Consider the following 15,296-nt stretch of genomic DNA (forward strand, 5'->3'; position numbering starts at 1 on the left):
GCTTCGGGCAGGGCGGAGGCGGCGGCTTGGTGGGCGGCCGGGTCGGTGCGGGCCGCCTCGGCGACCTCCTCCGGGGTGACGGCGTGCACCGTGGCCAGGCAGCGGCCGGTGGCCGGGTCGGAGGTCTGCGCCGGGGCGCCGCCACCGCGCCGCCACCGGCCCGCAACGAGCGCTTCGTCCGGGGGAGTTCGGAGCATACGGGCCTCCTGAGCGGATCGCACGGGGGAACTGCTTGACTAAGCGCTAGAAATCTAAGGGCTTAAATATCTGCGGCGCAAGAGGCCGAACGCGCCCACTTCTCCGAGCAATCGCTGTTTCAGCCCTTGACGCGATCCTGTCGGTGGGAGATACAACTTAAGCGCTTAGAAGCCAAGCGCTTACCTGACGTTCCCCTCGCTTCCGGCCCGCCTCCTCTCCCCCGCTCCCCGCGCCCCATGCCCCGTCCGGGCCCTCGTCCCACCGCCCCGGCCGCCTCCGTCCCGCCGCCCCCGGCGGCCTCCGCCCCACCACCCCGGCGGCCTCCGCCCCACCGATCCCGGCGGCCTCCGCCCCACCACCCCGGCGGCCTCCGCCCCACCGATCCCGTGCTTCACGTCCCCCGCCCCCTGCGACCAGCGGAGTACCAGCATGACGACCGAAGCCGTACCCGACAGCTCCCTGCGAGCGTCCATAGCCGCCCGCTTCGAACGGCTGCCCCTGTCCCGCTGGCACGTCACCGTGCGGCTGGTCGTGGGCGCGGTGACGTTCTTCGAGGCGTTCGACCAGCTGCTGATCGCCTACGCCCTGCCCGGACTGCGCGGCGAATGGGGGCTGTCCACGTCCGCCTCGACGCTGCTGCTGACCGCCGGCTCGATCGGCATGCTCGTCGGCGCCCTGCTCTCGGGGCGTGTCGCCGACCGCATCGGACGCGTCCGGGTCATCGCCCTGTGCGTGGCCGTGTCCAGCCTCGCCAACCTGGGCCTGGCCTTCGCACCCTCGCCGGAGGTCTTCATGGCGCTGCGGTTCGTGCAGGGCCTGGCCATCGGCGGCGAGGTGCCGGTGGCGGCCACCTTCATCGCCGAGATCACCCGCAGCCACCGACGGGGCCGTTTCGTCCTCCTGTACGAGCTGGTCTTCCCGGCCGGCCTGACCGTGGGCGCCCTGGCCGCCGCCTGGCTGGTGCCGGTGCTCGGCTGGCGGTGGATGTACGCGCTGGCCGCCGTGCCCGGCGTCCTCGCCGTCGTCGTGCAGCGCGTGGTGCCCGAGTCGCCGCGCTGGCTCGCGGACCGCGGCCGGTCCACGGAGGCCGCCGCCGTGATGACGCGGATCGAGACCGCCGTCGAACGGGCGACGGGTGCCCCGCTGCCGCCCGCCCCCGCGGCACCGCCCGTCCCCGCGGCACCGCCCGAGCCTTCGGCCCCCGCCGCCCGCTCCGGCCTGCGCGGCCTGTTCGGCGGGCGCTACCGGCGCCGCACCCTGGTCGTCGGCGCCCTGTGGTTCACCGGATACTTCGTCAACTACGGCATCACCTCCTGGCTGCCGACCATCTACCAGAACCGGTACGGCCTCTCGCTGGCCGACGCCCTGCTGTACTCCACGGTCACCTCCTGCGCCGGACTGCTCGGCTGCCTCGTCGCCGCCCTCACCGTCGACCGCGCCGGCCGCCGCCGCGTGATCACCGGCTGCCTCGGCGGCGCGACGGCCGTCCTGCTGCTCCTCGCCTTCCTCGGGGCCGGCACGGCCCTCCAGGTGCTGGTCTGGACCTCGGTCGCCGCCGTGTTCTTCTTCGGCTCCAACATCTGCCTCTACGTCTACACGCCCGAGCTGTTCCCGACCCGGATGCGGGCCCTGGGCAGCAGCGTCGGCGGGGCGCTCAACCGGGCCGGGGTGATCCTGGGCCCCATCGTCGTCGGCGCGGTCTACACCGGCGGCGGCATCGGGACGGTGTTCCTGACCCTCGGCGCCGTCTCCCTCGCGGGCGCCGTCGTCGCGGGCGTCGGCGCGGAGGAGACCGCGGGGCGGCGGCTGGAGGAGGTGTCGCCGTAGTCCAGTAGCCCCGTGTCCCCGTGTCCCCGTGGCCCTCTGTCCCCGTGGCCCCGTGTCCCCGCAGCTCCCTACGGCAGGGGCGGCAGGGATGGTCAGCCGGTGGCGAGAATTCCGGCGAGGTGGTCCGCCGCGACGTGCGCGTGCAGGCGCACCCCCGTGACGAGGGTGTCGTCGTCGGCGTAGAAGCGGGGGTTGTGGTTGACGACGAGGCCCCGGCCGCCGGGGACGGGCACCGGGGCGCCGTCCGCGTCGAGGGTGACGTCCTGGACGCCGAGGACCACGTACAGCCCGCCGAAACGGTTCACGAACTCCGAGACGTCGTCGTAGGCGAGCGTGGCCGTCGTTTCCCGGACCCGCTCCTCGCCGACGACCCGCCGGAGCGTGGGCAGCGCGGCCTCCACCCACTCCCCCCTGTTGTGCACGGCGGGCACGTCCTGGAGGAAGTCCACGCTCGCGGCGCAGCCGTACGCCCGCGCGGTGTGCTCGGCCAGCGTCACGAGGTGGTCGCGCACCCCGTCCATGGCGGACTCGGCGGCGCAGCGGATGGTGCCCCACAGGGTCACCCGCTCGCCGATGACGTTGAAGCGGCCGACGTCCTCCAGGTGCCCGATGGTGACGGTGACCGGCTGGAAGGCGTCGGTCCTGCGGTAGAGCTGGCCGATGCCGGTGAGGACCGCGCCGGCGGCGGGCATCGGGTCCACGCCCTGCCACGGTGTGGAGCCGTGCACCTGCTCACCGCGGATCACGATCCGGATCAGGCAGGAGGCGCCGAACTGGTTGCCGGTCCGGTAGCCGACGTACCCCTTCGGATACGGCGTGACGTGCATGCCGAAGACCATGGTCGGCTCCGGATCGGCGAACACGCCCTGGCGGAGCATCTCCCGCGCGCCGCCCGGCTCGTCGACGGGTGGCCCCTCCTCGGCGGGCTGGAAGACGAACAGCACGGTGCCGGGCAGGTGCTCCCGCACCCCGGACAGGACGGTGGCGGCGCCCATCAGCATGGCGGTGTGGCAGTCGTGCCCGCAGGCGTGCGAGACGGGGAACGGTCCCCCGGGGTACTCCTCGTCGACCACCGTGGAGGCGAAGTCGACGCCGCTGTCGTCCGGTACGGGCAGCGCGTCGGTGTCGGCCCGCAGCGTGATCACCCGCGTGCCCGGCCCGCCGCCCCGCAGAACGCCGGCCACCCCGTGTCCGGCGATGCCGGTGCGCACCTCGTCCAGGCCCAGCGACCGCAGATGGCCGGCGACCAGCTCGGCGGTGCGGGCCTCCCGGTTGGACAGCTCGGGGTGGCGGTGGAGGTCCCGGCGCCAGGCGACCACCTGCCCGGCGACCTCGGCCGCGCGCCGGTCCAGTTCCGCGCGGAGCGCGTCGATGTCGGTGGTCATGTCGGCCCGCCTCTCCCTGTGCCGTGCGCGGACCCACCGTAAGCCGGGCCGCGCGCATTCTCCCGCCGGGTGCGGCGGGCGGGGGGCCGTAGCCCGGTCGGCGCAGGCCCAGGCGGGGAGGCCCGGGTCGCGGTGTTACGTTCGGAAGACGGCCGCCGCCGCACCGGCGGTCTCTCGGGGCCCGGCCCCGTGCCGCTCGCGCCGCCCGTGCCGGAGGAACGTCGGCGCGGCACCACTGCCGCAACTCTCCGCGGAGGTACGCCGCATGGCGTGGATCGTCCTGTTCGTCTCCGGGATCATGGAAACCGTCTGGGCGTCGGCCATGGACGCCTCCCACGGGTTCACCCGGCCGCGGCCGGTCGTCCTGTTCGTCGTCGCCCTGGCGCTGAGCATGCTCGGCCTGGCCTACGCCATGCGCTCCATCCCCATCGGCACGTCCTACGCCATCTGGGTCGGCATCGGAGCCGTGGGCACCGCCGTGTACGGCATGGTGTTCCACCACGACTCCGCCTCCGTCGCACGCCTGCTGTGCCTGGCCGCCATCATCGGCGGGGTGGTGGGGCTGAAGTTCCTGCACTGACCCCGGCCGGCGCGTCGGCGAGGAGGGGCAGGAGGCGGTGGGGGCACGGGGGGCCGCACCGTCCCACCGCCCCTTGCGTGTGGCATGTCCGGTGTTCAGCCGGCGGCGGCCAGGACGGCGTCGGCCATCGCCCGTTCACCGGCCGCGTTGGGGTGGAAGGCCGCGGCGGCGTTGCTGCCGAGCGGTTCCATCCAGCGCGTCCCGGCCGGCTTGCACACGTCGTGGCCGACGGACTTGGCGTAGGTGTCGACGTAGACGGCGCCGTGTGCGGCCGCCTGGCCGGCGATCATGGCGTTGAGGCGCTTGTGGGTGTCGCGCAGCCAGGGGGCGTCGCCCTTGGCGATCGAGACGACGGAGGGGCAGTTGGTGCCGTCGTCGGGGAGGATCGCGGGGTAGCCGGTGATCAGGACCTTGGCCTGGGGCGCGCGCTGCCGGATGCCGTCGAGGGTGGCGGCGATCCTGGGGGCGGTGGCGGCGATGGTGGCGGCGAGCTGGTCGGTGCCGTTGCGGGTGTAGCTGTTCTTGCAGGGCGAGCCGGAGGGGTTGAACAGGCCGAGGGTGACGCAGCGGACGATGATGCCGGCGAAACCGATGTCGTTGCCGCCGATGGTGACGGTGACCAGGCCGGTGTCCGCGGTCAGTGCGTCGAACTGCGGGGGCGCGCTCGCGTTCTGGGCGGTCGTCATGTGGACGGTGGTCGCGCCGCCGCAGGTGACGTCGCGGTGGGCGGCGGGGCCGAGGGCGGCGGTGACCAGGGAGGGGTAGTTGCGGTTCGAGCGCGCGCAGGCGGAGTCGGTCTGGTCGGGCACGCCGGCCGCCGAGGCGTAGGAGTCGCCCAGGGCGACGTACCGGCCGACCGCCCGGCCGTCGGCGGCGAGCGCGGGGCCGGCGCCGGCGGTGGCGGCCAGGGCGGCGGCGGTGACCGTGAGGACGAGGGCGGCTCTGGTGGTGCTGCTCGATACGACTGATCGCATGTCGGTGCCTCTCGTGGAGGAAGGGGGAGACGCCTGCCGCTGAGCATGCCGATCGCGGGGAGAGCCGGCAGGCGTGCGGGGACTGACGGCAGGCCGGTCCGACGGCCTGTCATCACACCGTTCTGATCGCGCAGTTACTGAGCAGTTCTACTGAAACGTAATATGCAAACGGCGCCTTGGAGCGTCAAGCCGTCCGGCAGAGATCGAGCACGTTCGCCCCTCCCCCCGAGCCCTCCCAAGCCCCCGGGCCCTCCCCAGGCCCCGCCAGGCGGCCCGGGGAGGGCCGGCCACCCCTCAGACTGCCTCGGCCCGGGCCCGGTCGCGGGTGTGTCCCGCCCAGTCCACGATCGCCAGGGCCGCTCCGGCCGCCTCCAGCCCCCGGCAGTGGGCGTGGTGCCTGCGGGCCATGCCGTCGAGGTCGAGGTGCGGCCCGAAGGCGGGGTGGGCCGCCAGCCGCCGCGCGTAGGCCCACAGGCGCGGATGAGCGGTGAGGCGGTGCACCGCGGCGGCGTCCAGGTGCAGGCGGTGCACGACGTCCAGCTGGACCAGGGTCACCCACAACCACACGTCGGCGGCGGTCATGTGGTCGCCCAGCACGTACTCCTGGGAGGCCAGCCGCCACTCCAGCGAGTGCAGGACGCGCAGCAGGGCGTCGAGGGCGGCCCCGCGCGCGGCGCCGTCGGCGCCGGCCTGCCCCGCGCGCTGGGCGGCCTCGTCGATGCCGTGCGCGCACAGGCGCGCGACGGCCTCGATCTCCGCTTCCGCGCCGCGCGGGTACAGCACCGGGCGTCCGCCGTCCCTCGCGCCGAAGCGCCGCGCCAGGTCGCACAGGATGTCCGGGGCGTGGTTGCTGACGATCCGTCCGGTCCACTCGTCGCTGAGGACGGGTGCCGCGGCCGGCCCGGGACGGCGGTGGGCGCCGGCCTCGTACAGCGGACGCAGCGCCGCGTGTCCGCCGCCGGGCTCGTCGGGCACGGCGGGCAGCCGCGTCACCGGCAGGACGCCGTCGAGGCCGAGCAGGCTGTGCGTGACGGCGAGGGCCAGACAGTGCGGGCCGGCCGGCGACAGGTGGAGGCGGTAGCGGCGGGGCACGGCGTAGTGACCGCTGCGGGCGTCGGGGCCGATCCTGCCCCGGAACGCGGGCGGCGGCGAGAGCGACGGCACGGCGGACGGCGGTGCGGCGGACGTGACGGACGACATGTGTCTCCCCGGGTGCGTTCTGGGTCTCGGACGGGTGACGGGCGGAGGAGGGCGGGCACGGCGCCGGGCGCACGGCCGGCGCCGGGCGACCGGCGGGTGGCGGGCGACCGGTCGGCGCCGGGCGACCGGCGGGCGGCGGCAAGGGCGCCGGGGCGGACGCCGGTTCAGCGCAGAGGGCCGGCGGCGCTGCAGACACGCAGCAGATCGATGTGGAGCCGGGACGTGAGAAGGGGAGACGGGCGAGGCGTGCGCGCCGCACGCTCGTCGGCCGGCTCCAGGCGTCCCATGTTTTCCCACCGATTCGCTAGGGATTCCGCTCCGAGTGTCGGCCGGGCTCCGGACTTCGTCAAGGGAGCGGGGCGTCCGGATCTCCCGGGCGGCGGGCGGGACAACCGGCGCGTCCCGCCCGCCGCCCAGGGCTCAGGGGTTCGTCCATGCCTCCGGGTCCGCGGCGAGGTCCACGACCTCGTCGGGCAGCTCGGCCGCGGCCACGTCGGCCAGGGTGACCTCGCCCAGGACCTTGCGGACGTTGGCGCGCACCGCGATCCACAGCGGCAGCAGCGACCGGGCCGGGCCGGTGTAGGACAGCTCGGGCGGGCGCACGCCCCGCACCGACACCAGCGGCCCGTCGGCCGCGCGGATCACGTCCGCGATCGCGATGGTGTCCGCCGGACGGGCCAGCCGGTAGCCGCCGTTGCCGCCGCGCCGGCTCACCACCAGTCCGCCCCGGCGCAGATCGCCGAGGATGCCCTCCAGGAACTTGTGCGGGATGCCCTGGGCCGAGGCGATCGTCTCGGCCTTGAGGGAGGTGTCGTCCCCCGCCGCCGCCAGCTCCAGCGCGGCGCGCACCGCATAATCCGCCTTGGCCGAGATTCGCATGCCGCGATTATCCGCCACGCCCCGCTCCGCCCGGCACCCGCGCCCACCGACCGCTGTCCGCTGTCCGCTGTCCGCCGCGTCAGCAGGGCAGGGTGAACGGAGGGTGGGCGCCGTCGAGGAAGTACTCCCCGAGCTCGCGCAGCCGGTGGGCGCCCGGCACCCGCAGCAGGTGCGTGCGGGCGTCGCGCCAGAAGCGGTCGAATCCGTGCCGGACGAAGGCGGCGCGCGGGCCGACGGCGTCCAGGGCGCCGGTGGTGACCTCCCGCACGGCGCGGAAGGCCGCGGCCTCGGCCGCGCTCGCCAGCACGGTGATCTCCGCGCACTCCTCGTCGTCGAGGTCCTCGCCCCGCGCGAGGCCGCGCTCCAGCGCCCGGACCGCCTGGTCGGCGAGGGCGGAGGCGGCGCGGGCGGCGACGACGAGCTCCCCGTAGGCGTTGAGCACGTACGGGTCCTGCGACGGGCCGCCCGGCCACGGCGGCCGGGGGCACGGCAGCCAGGGCGCGTGCGCGGCCCGGCGGTACTCGCGGGCCTCGGCGAGCAGTCCCTCGGCGACGCCCAGGCAGAACTGGACGGAGAACAGGCGCGCGGCGGGCGCGGCCAGGCAGGCGAAGGGCGACAGGACCCCCTCGTCCGGGGAGAGCGAGCCGAGCACGTCGTCGGCCGCGACCGGCACGGAGTCGAACTCCACGCTGTCCCCGGCCGCCAGCCGCTGGCCGAAGGTGTCGCCGTCGTTGCCGAACGCCACGCCGGGGCGGGCGGGGTCGACCAGGACGGCCAGGGGCTCGCCGGTACCGGCTCGGGCCGCGCGGACGACCAGCCGGTCGGCGACGCGGGCGGCCACGGTGGGGCCGCGGCGGCCGGCCAGCACATAGCCGTCCCGTACGGGGGTCAGCACGAGCGGCGGTTCGTGGGAGGCGAGGCCGCCGCCCCAGCACCACCGTCCCACCGCCGACTCCCGCGCCACGCGCGCGGCGACGGCGGGACCGGCGAAGAAGCGGGCGCTGGAGGACAGGAAGTAGTGGCTGCCGAGCAGGTGGCCGAGGGCGCCGTCGGCCGCCGCGATGGTGCGGACGACCGTGTACGCGGTCCGCCAGCCGGCGCCCGGCCCGCCGTGCTCGGCCGGCACCAGCAGGGTCAGCAGCCCCGCCTCGCGCAGCCGCGCGACCTCCTCCACCGGCGTCTTCCCGGCCTGTTCGCGCTCGACGGCGTCGGTGGCCAGGTCATCCGCCATCTCCTGGGCGATGAGCGGCCAGTCGGGCGGGGTCGCCCGGTCGTCGTCCTGCGGTGCGGTGGTCATGGCGGTCTTCCTTCGGGAGCCGTGGAGAACCCGGTCGACGGGCGTCATGCTCACGCAGTGCGCCGACCGGCGTCAACACTTTCCTAGTCAACCGATAGGAAAACTAGGGATGGTGGGGCACGTCGGCCGAATCACGCCGGTGGCGTGGCGCGTTGGCGTCAGCGGGAGACGTCCGCCGGGGTCCCGGACGCGACGGGCCCCTCGGCCGGTGTGCGGTACGGAGGCGCCCACAGGCCCCGTTCCCGGAGCCTGGGCAGGACTCCCTCGCCGAACCGGTACGCCTCCTCCAGATGCGGGTAGCCGGAGAGGACGAACTCGTCGATGCCGAGCCGGTGGTACTCGATGATCCGCTCGGCGACCTCGTCGTGGCTGCCGACCAGCGCCGTGCCCGCGCCGCCCCGCACCAGCCCGATGCCGGCCCACAGGTTGGGGTGGATCTCCAGGTCGTCCCGGCTTCCGCCGCCGTGCAGGGCGAGCATGCGCCGCTGCCCCTCCGACTCGCTGCGGGCCAGACGGGCCTGCACCGCCCGCACCGTCTCCGGGTCGAAGGCGTCGCGCAGCCGTCTCGCCTCGTCCCAGGCCTGCCCGGCGGTGTCCCGGGTGATGACGTGCAGCCGGACACCGAAGCGGAGCGTGCGGCCGTGCCCGGCGGCCAGGTCCCGGATCCAGGCGACCTTCCCGGCGACGGCCGCGGGCGGCTCGCCCCAGGTGAGGTAGACGTCGGCGTGGCGTGCGGCGACCTCGCCGGCGGCGGGTGAGGAGCCGCCGAAGTACACCCGCGGCACCGGGTCGGGCAGCCGGGCCAGCGCGGCCCGCTCGACCCGGAGGTGGTCGCCCCGCAGATCGACGGTCCCGCCCTCCCACAACCGCCGGACGATGTGCAGGAATTCGCCGGTACGGCGGTAGCGGGCGTCCTTGTCGAGGAAGTCGCCGTAGGCGCGCTGTTCCTGGCTCTCGCCGCCCGTGACCACGTTGAGCAGGAGCCGTCCGCCGGTCTGGCGCTGGAAGGTGGAGGCCATCTGCGCGGCGAGCGTGGGCGAGAGGAGGCCGGGGCGGAACGCGACGAGGAACTTCAGCCGTTCGGTGTTCCGGCTGACCATCGCGGTGGTCAGCCAGGCGTCCTCGCACCAGGCGCCGGTGGGTGTGAGTACGCCGGTGAAGCCGAGGTCCTCGGCGGCGCGGGCGACCTGGGAGAGGTAGGCGACCGTCGGCGGGCGGTCCCGTCCGGAGGCGGTGACCGCGGCACCGTGGCCGCCGCCGACGACGTCGCGGCTGTCGCCGTTGGTGGGCAGGAACCAGTGGAAGGTGAGGGACACGTCGGGTCTCCGATCGGCGGGGTTCGTCAGAGCGGGCCCGTGCTGCCGAGGGCACCGGCGGCCACGGTCACGGCGCTCATCCGGTGGCCGCCAGCAGGGCCGGCCGGCCGCCGAGGGCGAGGGAGAACCGGTCGGTGACCTCGGCCAGGGCCTCGGCGGAACCCGGCGCGACGGTCAGGGTGCCGTCGTCGGCCACCGTGATGTCCCGGTCGAGCGTGAACCAGCCCGGGACGATGTGCGCGGCGCCCATGGAACTCAGCACGGGACGCAGCGCGTAGTCGATGGCCAGGACGTGGGCGGTGGTGCCGCCGGTGGCCAGCGGCAGGACCGTCTTGCCCGCCAGCGCGTACTGCGGGAGCAGGTCGAGCAGCGCCTTCAGCAGGCCGGAGTAGGCGGCCTTGTAGACGGGGGTGCCGATCACGACGCCGTCGGCCCGGGCGAACAGGGCGGTGGCCTCGGTGATCGCCGGGTGCCGGACGTCGGCGGCGAGCAGTGCCTCGGCGGGGAGGGTGCGGACGTCCAGCGGCACCACCTCGTGCCCCTGCGCGGTGAGCCGGTGGTCGAGGTGGCGCAGCAGGCGCGCGGTGCGGGAGGTGGCGGAGGGGCTGCCGGAGACGGACAGGACACGGGCCATGGCGGAGACCTTTCGGCTACGGCGCGGACGGGGCGGGGGGTCGGGTGCGGACGGGGGGCGGGTACGGACGGGAGGTACGGGCTCGGGGGTGCCGGCCGGGCCGCCCGCTCACGGTTCCCGCCACAGCGTGGTGGGGGCCTCCCTCCGGACCACCGGGGCGATCTCCTCGGCGAAGCGGGCCAGCTGGTCGATCTGCTCCGGCAGGGACAGGCCCGAGGTGTCGACGGTGACGGACTGCAGGTCGTGCCCGTAGGAGGCGTGGAAGCCGAGGATCTTGTCGATGATCTGCTGCGGGCTGCCGATGAGGTGCGGGCCGTGCGCGACGGCGTCCTCGACGGTGCGGAACGGGGTGTTGTAGCCGGGCCTGCCCTCCAAGTGGGGCCGGTGGGTCTGGCGGACCCGTGCCTCGTAGTAGTCCTTGAACCGGGCCACCGCCTCCCGGGTGCTGTCCGCGACGAACAGCCCTCCGGACCCGGCGCCGACGTACGCGGTGCGCGGATCGTGGCCGTACGCCTCGAAACGCTCCCGGTAGTGGCCGATCAGCCGGGCGTACGCTTCGCGGGGCTGGACGGCGTTGGCGCTGAAGAGGGGATCGCCGTACCGGGCGGCCAGTTCCGGGGAGTTGAGGCTGGTGGCCGATCCGTGCCAGACGCGGGGCGGGCGTGGGCCGTACGGGCGGGGGACGACGGTGGCGTCCTTCAGCGGCGGGCGGAACCTGCCCTCCCAGGAGACCCCCTCCTCCCGCCAGAGCCGGCGCAGCAGCTCGTACTTCTCGGCCTGGTACTCCCATTGCAGGTCCTCGTCCAGGCCGAACAGGTCGAAGTGGCCCGCCTCCGCGCCCTTGCCGACGACCAGCTCGATACGGCCCCGGGAGAGCTGGTCGAGGGTCGCGTAGTCCTCGGCGACCCGCACCGGGTCGAGGATCGCGAGCACGGTGACGCCGGTCAGCAGCCGGATGCGGGTGGTCCGGGCGGCCACGGCGCCGAGCAGGACCGTGGGACTGGAGGACAGGAACGGGCCGGCGTGCCGCTCGCCGACGGCGTAGGCGTCGAAGCCCAGCCGCTCGGCGGCGACGGCGGTCTCCACGACCTCCGCGATCCGGTCGGCGGCGGAGCCGAGCTCCCCGGTCAGCGGGTGGGGTGCGTGGCCGACGATGGTCAGGACCTGGAATCTCATCGCTGTCTCCTCTGTCTCCTCGCTGTTTCCTCGGGCTCCCCCGCAGCGGTCGGGTGCCGGTCCTCGGCAGGCCGGGCGGGAGGGGGGCGGAGGCGGGGGTGCGCACGGTCGCGGTGCCGTGACGGACGGGGGGCGGGGCGGGACACGGTGGTTCTCCTTGCGTGGCGGGAAGGTGAGGAGTGGCCGGAGGAGTCAGTGCAGTCAGAGGAGGAGGAGTCAGAGGAGTCAGAGGACCTTGGAGAGGAAGGCGCGGGTGCGTTCGTGCCGGGGGGTGTCGAGGACGGCCGCGGGCGGCCCCTGTTCCACGACGACGCCGCCGTCCATGAACACCACCGTGTCGGCGGCCTCGCGGGCGAAGCCGATCTCGTGGGTGACGACGATCATGGTGGTCCCGGTGCGGGCCAGGTCCTTGATGACGTCGAGGACCTCGCCGACCAATTCCGGGTCGAGCGCCGAGGTGGGCTCGTCGAAGAGCAGCACCTTGGGTTCGAGGGCGAGCGCGCGGGCGATGGCGACACGCTGCTGCTGGCCGCCGGAGAGCTGCCGCGGATAGGCACCGGCCTTGTCGGCGAGGCCCACCCGGGCGAGGAGCCGGCGAGCCGCCGCCTCCGCCTCCTTGCGCGGCCGGCGCAGCGCGGAGACGGGCGCCTCGACGAGGTTGTCCAGCACGGTCAGATGGGGGAAGAGGTTGAAGTTCTGGAAGACGAACCCGATCCGGGTGCGCTGCCGCAGAACCTCCTTCTCCTTCAGCTCGTACAGCTTGCCGCCGGCGCGGCGGTAGCCGACGAGCTCCCCGTCGACGCCGATCCAGCCGCGGTCGACCTTCTCCAGGTGGTTGATGGTGCGCAGCAGCGTGGACTTCCCCGACCCGGACGGGCCGAGGACGACGGTGACCTCGCCGGCGCGGACCGTCAGGTCGACGCCGCGCAGCACCTGCAGCGGACCGAAGCTCTTGTGGACGCCGCGGACGTCCACCATCACCTGGCTCATCGGGGCTCTCCCAGCGGTTTCGGAGGGACGACGGCCGCCGCCCGGCGGGCGGGGACGGTGTCGGGTGGCGCGGTGGCGGCGGTGAGGCGCATCGGTGTGTTCCTGCTCAGGCGGCGGGGGCGTGCTCGGGCGGGTTGATCTCGGAGGCGTCGATCGCGGAGGCGGTGGTGCCCCACTTGGCGAGGATGCGGGCGTAGGTGCCGTCCTCGATCAGGTGGTTGACGGCGGCCTGGAACGCCTTGGTGAGCGGGGAGCCCTTCTTGAAGGCGAATCCGACGTCGAGGCGGTGGTACTCGCCGAGGAAGGTGGTGCGGGAGGCGGGCTGTGCGGCCTGGTGGCGCAGCCCGTTGATGGTCGACATGACCACGTCGACGCGGCCCTGCTGGAGCGCGGTGAGCGTCGCCCCGTTCTCCGAGTAGACCTTCACGTCGTACGGCTTCTTGCCCTCCTCGGCGCACTCCCCCTTCCGCGCGGTGAGGGTCGCCTCGAAGGTGGTGCCGGCGCCGGTGCCGATGGTCAGTCCGCACAGCTGGGTGAGGCGGGTGACCTTCGTGCCCAGCGCGGTGTTGCCCGTGCGCACCGCGAAGCCCTGGCCGTCGTTGATGTAGGTGACGAAGTCGATCGTCTTCAGGCGTTCGGTGGTGACGCCGAAGTTGCCGGTGCCGACGTCGTACTTGCCGCTGCCGAGGGCGGGCAGGATCGTCTCGAAGGAGGCGTCCTGGCGTTCCGGCTTCACTCCGAGGACCTTGGCGACCGCGTTCGCGAGGTCGATGTCCTGGCCGGCGGGCGCCTCGCCGGGGCCGTTCGGGTAGTAGGCCCCCGGTGGGGTCCCGATCGCGCTGCCGATCCGCAGCGTGCCCGCCGCCCGCACGTCGGCGGGCAGCAGGGCCGCGACGGAGTCCACCGTGCGGACGGCGGCGACCGGGTCGCCGGACGGCGCGGGCGAGGCGGCGGCACCGACCGCCGCCGTCCCGCCGCTCGCGCCAAAACCGCAGGCGGTCAGCGCGAGAAGCGGCAGCAGGGGCAGCAGCGTCCGGACGGCCGCGCGGCGCGGACGGGAGACGGGGGTGCTGGGGTTCACAGGTCCGTTGCCTTTCCGGTGGGTGCCGCCGCGGCGGGGAGGTGCTTCTCGAAGGGCAGCGGGCCGCTGGTCTGGGGGTCGGCCCGCGTGTCGGACAGGGGTGTGCAGCCGGTGGCCAGGTACAGGGCGGGGGTCATCCGTGCACCGCCGCGAGGGGCTCGCCGGCGCGCGCGGCCCGCTCGGCGTCGCGCTTGGCGACCTCTTCGCGGACGATCGGGATGACGTGGCGGCCGAAGTCGATGGCGTCGCCGAGCAGGTCGTAGCCGCGGGCGGAGAGGATGTCGACGCCGAGGTCGTAGTAGTCCAGCAGCGCCTGGGCGACCGTCTCCGGGGTGCCCACCAGGGCGTTGGAGTTGCCGGCGCCTCCGGTCGCGGCGGCGGTCGGGGTCCACAGGGCGCGGTCGTAGCGCTCCCCCGCCTCGGCGATGGCCAGCAGCCGCTGCGAGCCGGTGTTCTCCGGTGCCCCGGACCGGTGGTGCCGTACGAGCCCCTCCGTACGCCGTTCCCGGATGGCGCCGACCGTGCGGTGCGCCTTCTCCCAGGCCAGTTCCTCGGTCGGGGCGATGATGGGGCGGAAGGCGACCTGGATGCGCGGCACGTCGGTGCGGCCCGCGGCCCGCGCGGCGGCCTTCACGGCCTCGATCTGCTCGGCGGTCTTCTCCAGGGGCTCGCCCCACAGGCAGTAGATGTCGGCCTCGGCGCCTCCGGCGGCGTACGCGGCGGGGGACGAACCGCCGAACGAGACACCCGGGCGGGGCTGCTGGACGGGGAAGACGTCGCTGACGAAGTCGTGGAACCGGTAGTACGCGCCCTCGTGGTCGAAGGGCTCGTGGGTGGTCCAGATCTTCTTGACGATGCGGATGTACTCGCGGGTGCGGGCGTAGCGCTCGTCCTTGGTGAGGGTGTCGCCCTCGCGGCCCTGCTCGTGGTCGTTGCCGCCGGTGATGAAGTGGACGGTCAGCCGGCCCTCGCTGATCTGGTCGAGGGTGGCGAACGTCTTGGCGGCGAAGGTGGGATAGGAGACGTTGGGCCGGTGGGCGAGGAGGATCTGGAGGCGGTCCAGCCGGCTCGCGACGTACGCGGCGGCCGGGGCGGGGTCGGGCGAGCCGGAACCGTAGGCGAACAGCACCCGGTCCCAGCCGTGGTCCTCGTGGGCCCGGGCGAGCCGCAGGGTGTACTCCTTGTCGAAGGCGGGGCCGGAGCGGGGGGTGGTTTCGGAGCCGTCGTTGGTGGCGGCGATGCCGAGGAACTCCACGGGCATGGAAGGGCCTTTCCTCACGTCCTGATGGCTGCGGACGAGCGCGTCGCCGGTGAGTGGGCACGACGAACTGCCGCAGCAAAAAGGAGAGTTGACGTAACGTCAGACAGATGCCGATGGGCGAGGCAAGCGTGACGACGCCGGGGCGCCGGAAGAACAGGGGTGCGGCGGCAGCGCGCGGTGAGGACTCGGCCCGCGACGGGGTCACCGAGGGAGGGAAGGGCCGGTCAGACGGCCCGCTGCCGAGTCAGACGCGACACGCGGCGGACCACACCCGACCGAAGTCGATGTGGTCGCGCGAGACCAAGCGCTGCTGGGCGTTCATGCGAACAATTGAGCAGGACAACGGGCCCGCCGTCAACCAGTGCCCGTATGCCGGACCCCGACGCACGTGGTTCCGCCCGGTGCCGGTGACCCGGTTCTGTTCCCGGTTCCGCCCGGTGCCGGCACACCGGTCCCGCTCCCGATCCCGCCCGGTGTTGACAGACCGGTCCCGTGCCC

General features: G+C 74.3%; 14 protein-coding genes and 1 pseudogene. 2 read left to right on the top strand and 13 right to left on the bottom strand.

What is annotated here, in order from left to right; all coding sequences use genetic code 11:
- Positions 1 to 197: pseudogene (locus ABZ340_RS22105) on the bottom strand (aldehyde dehydrogenase); the annotation flags it as partial.
- A 430-nt stretch (positions 198 to 627) separates the two neighbouring features.
- Here ABZ340_RS22105 and ABZ340_RS22110 point away from each other — a divergent pair.
- A complete protein-coding gene (locus ABZ340_RS22110; protein ID WP_358783511.1) occupies positions 628 to 2,025 on the top strand; it encodes an MFS transporter in 1,398 nt (465 codons plus the stop codon).
- A 92-nt stretch (positions 2,026 to 2,117) separates the two neighbouring features.
- On the opposite strand, the gene ABZ340_RS22115 is transcribed toward ABZ340_RS22110, so the two are convergent.
- On the bottom strand, positions 2,118 to 3,410 hold the full coding sequence (locus tag ABZ340_RS22115; RefSeq protein ID WP_358783512.1) for an amidohydrolase: 1,293 nt from the start codon (positions 3,408 to 3,410) through the stop codon (positions 2,118 to 2,120).
- A 265-nt stretch (positions 3,411 to 3,675) separates the two neighbouring features.
- On the opposite strand from ABZ340_RS22115, the gene ABZ340_RS22120 reads away from it, so the two are divergent.
- Positions 3,676 to 3,990: an SMR family transporter gene (locus tag ABZ340_RS22120; RefSeq protein ID WP_358783513.1), complete on the top strand. Its 315-nt coding sequence runs from the start codon at positions 3,676 to 3,678 to the stop codon at positions 3,988 to 3,990.
- A 95-nt stretch (positions 3,991 to 4,085) separates the two neighbouring features.
- On the opposite strand, the gene ABZ340_RS22125 is transcribed toward ABZ340_RS22120, so the two are convergent.
- The 11 genes from ABZ340_RS22125 to ABZ340_RS22175 all read right to left on the bottom strand — a co-directional run bounded on the left by ABZ340_RS22125 (position 4,086) and on the right by ABZ340_RS22175 (position 14,798).
- Positions 4,086 to 4,964 (bottom strand): SGNH/GDSL hydrolase family protein, encoded by an 879-nt coding sequence (locus ABZ340_RS22125; protein ID WP_358783514.1) that lies wholly within the window; start codon positions 4,962 to 4,964, stop codon positions 4,086 to 4,088.
- 294 nt (positions 4,965 to 5,258) lie between these two features.
- Positions 5,259 to 6,164 (bottom strand): glutathione S-transferase C-terminal domain-containing protein, encoded by a 906-nt coding sequence (locus ABZ340_RS22130; protein WP_358783515.1) that lies wholly within the window; start codon positions 6,162 to 6,164, stop codon positions 5,259 to 5,261.
- A gap of 420 nt (positions 6,165 to 6,584) precedes the next feature.
- A complete protein-coding gene (locus ABZ340_RS22135; protein WP_358783516.1) occupies positions 6,585 to 7,043 on the bottom strand; it encodes an Rrf2 family transcriptional regulator in 459 nt (152 codons plus the stop codon).
- A 79-nt stretch (positions 7,044 to 7,122) separates the two neighbouring features.
- Complete coding sequence (locus tag ABZ340_RS22140) at positions 7,123 to 8,340, bottom strand: acyl-CoA dehydrogenase family protein (RefSeq protein ID WP_358783517.1); 1,218 nt, start codon at positions 8,338 to 8,340, stop codon at positions 7,123 to 7,125.
- A gap of 158 nt (positions 8,341 to 8,498) precedes the next feature.
- Complete coding sequence (locus tag ABZ340_RS22145) at positions 8,499 to 9,656, bottom strand: LLM class flavin-dependent oxidoreductase (protein ID WP_358783518.1); 1,158 nt, start codon at positions 9,654 to 9,656, stop codon at positions 8,499 to 8,501.
- A gap of 76 nt (positions 9,657 to 9,732) precedes the next feature.
- Positions 9,733 to 10,290: an NADPH-dependent FMN reductase gene (gene ssuE / locus ABZ340_RS22150; RefSeq protein WP_358783519.1), complete on the bottom strand. Its 558-nt coding sequence runs from the start codon at positions 10,288 to 10,290 to the stop codon at positions 9,733 to 9,735.
- A 108-nt stretch (positions 10,291 to 10,398) separates the two neighbouring features.
- On the bottom strand, positions 10,399 to 11,466 hold the full coding sequence (locus ABZ340_RS22155) for an LLM class flavin-dependent oxidoreductase (protein WP_358783520.1): 1,068 nt from the start codon (positions 11,464 to 11,466) through the stop codon (positions 10,399 to 10,401).
- 225 nt (positions 11,467 to 11,691) lie between these two features.
- Entirely contained in the window at positions 11,692 to 12,456 is a 765-nt protein-coding gene (locus tag ABZ340_RS22160; RefSeq protein WP_358783521.1) for an amino acid ABC transporter ATP-binding protein, read from the bottom strand.
- Between the two features lie 106 nt (positions 12,457 to 12,562).
- Positions 12,563 to 13,537, bottom strand: coding sequence for an ABC transporter substrate-binding protein (locus ABZ340_RS22165; RefSeq protein WP_358783522.1), 975 nt, complete (start codon positions 13,535 to 13,537; stop codon positions 12,563 to 12,565).
- The gene (locus ABZ340_RS22170; RefSeq protein ID WP_358783523.1) at positions 13,534 to 13,674 is read right to left on the bottom strand and encodes a hypothetical protein; all 141 of its coding nucleotides are present in this window, start codon (positions 13,672 to 13,674) and stop codon (positions 13,534 to 13,536) included. The genes ABZ340_RS22165 and ABZ340_RS22170 overlap by 4 nt, the downstream gene beginning before the upstream one ends.
- A complete protein-coding gene (locus ABZ340_RS22175) occupies positions 13,671 to 14,798 on the bottom strand; it encodes an LLM class flavin-dependent oxidoreductase (RefSeq protein WP_358783524.1) in 1,128 nt (375 codons plus the stop codon). Before ABZ340_RS22175 ends, ABZ340_RS22170 begins: the two co-directional genes overlap by 4 nt.
- Positions 14,799 to 15,296 lie beyond the last annotated feature (498 nt).

Source organism: Streptomyces sp. NPDC006134, assembly GCF_040628835.1.
Classification (GTDB): domain Bacteria; phylum Actinomycetota; class Actinomycetes; order Streptomycetales; family Streptomycetaceae; genus Streptomyces.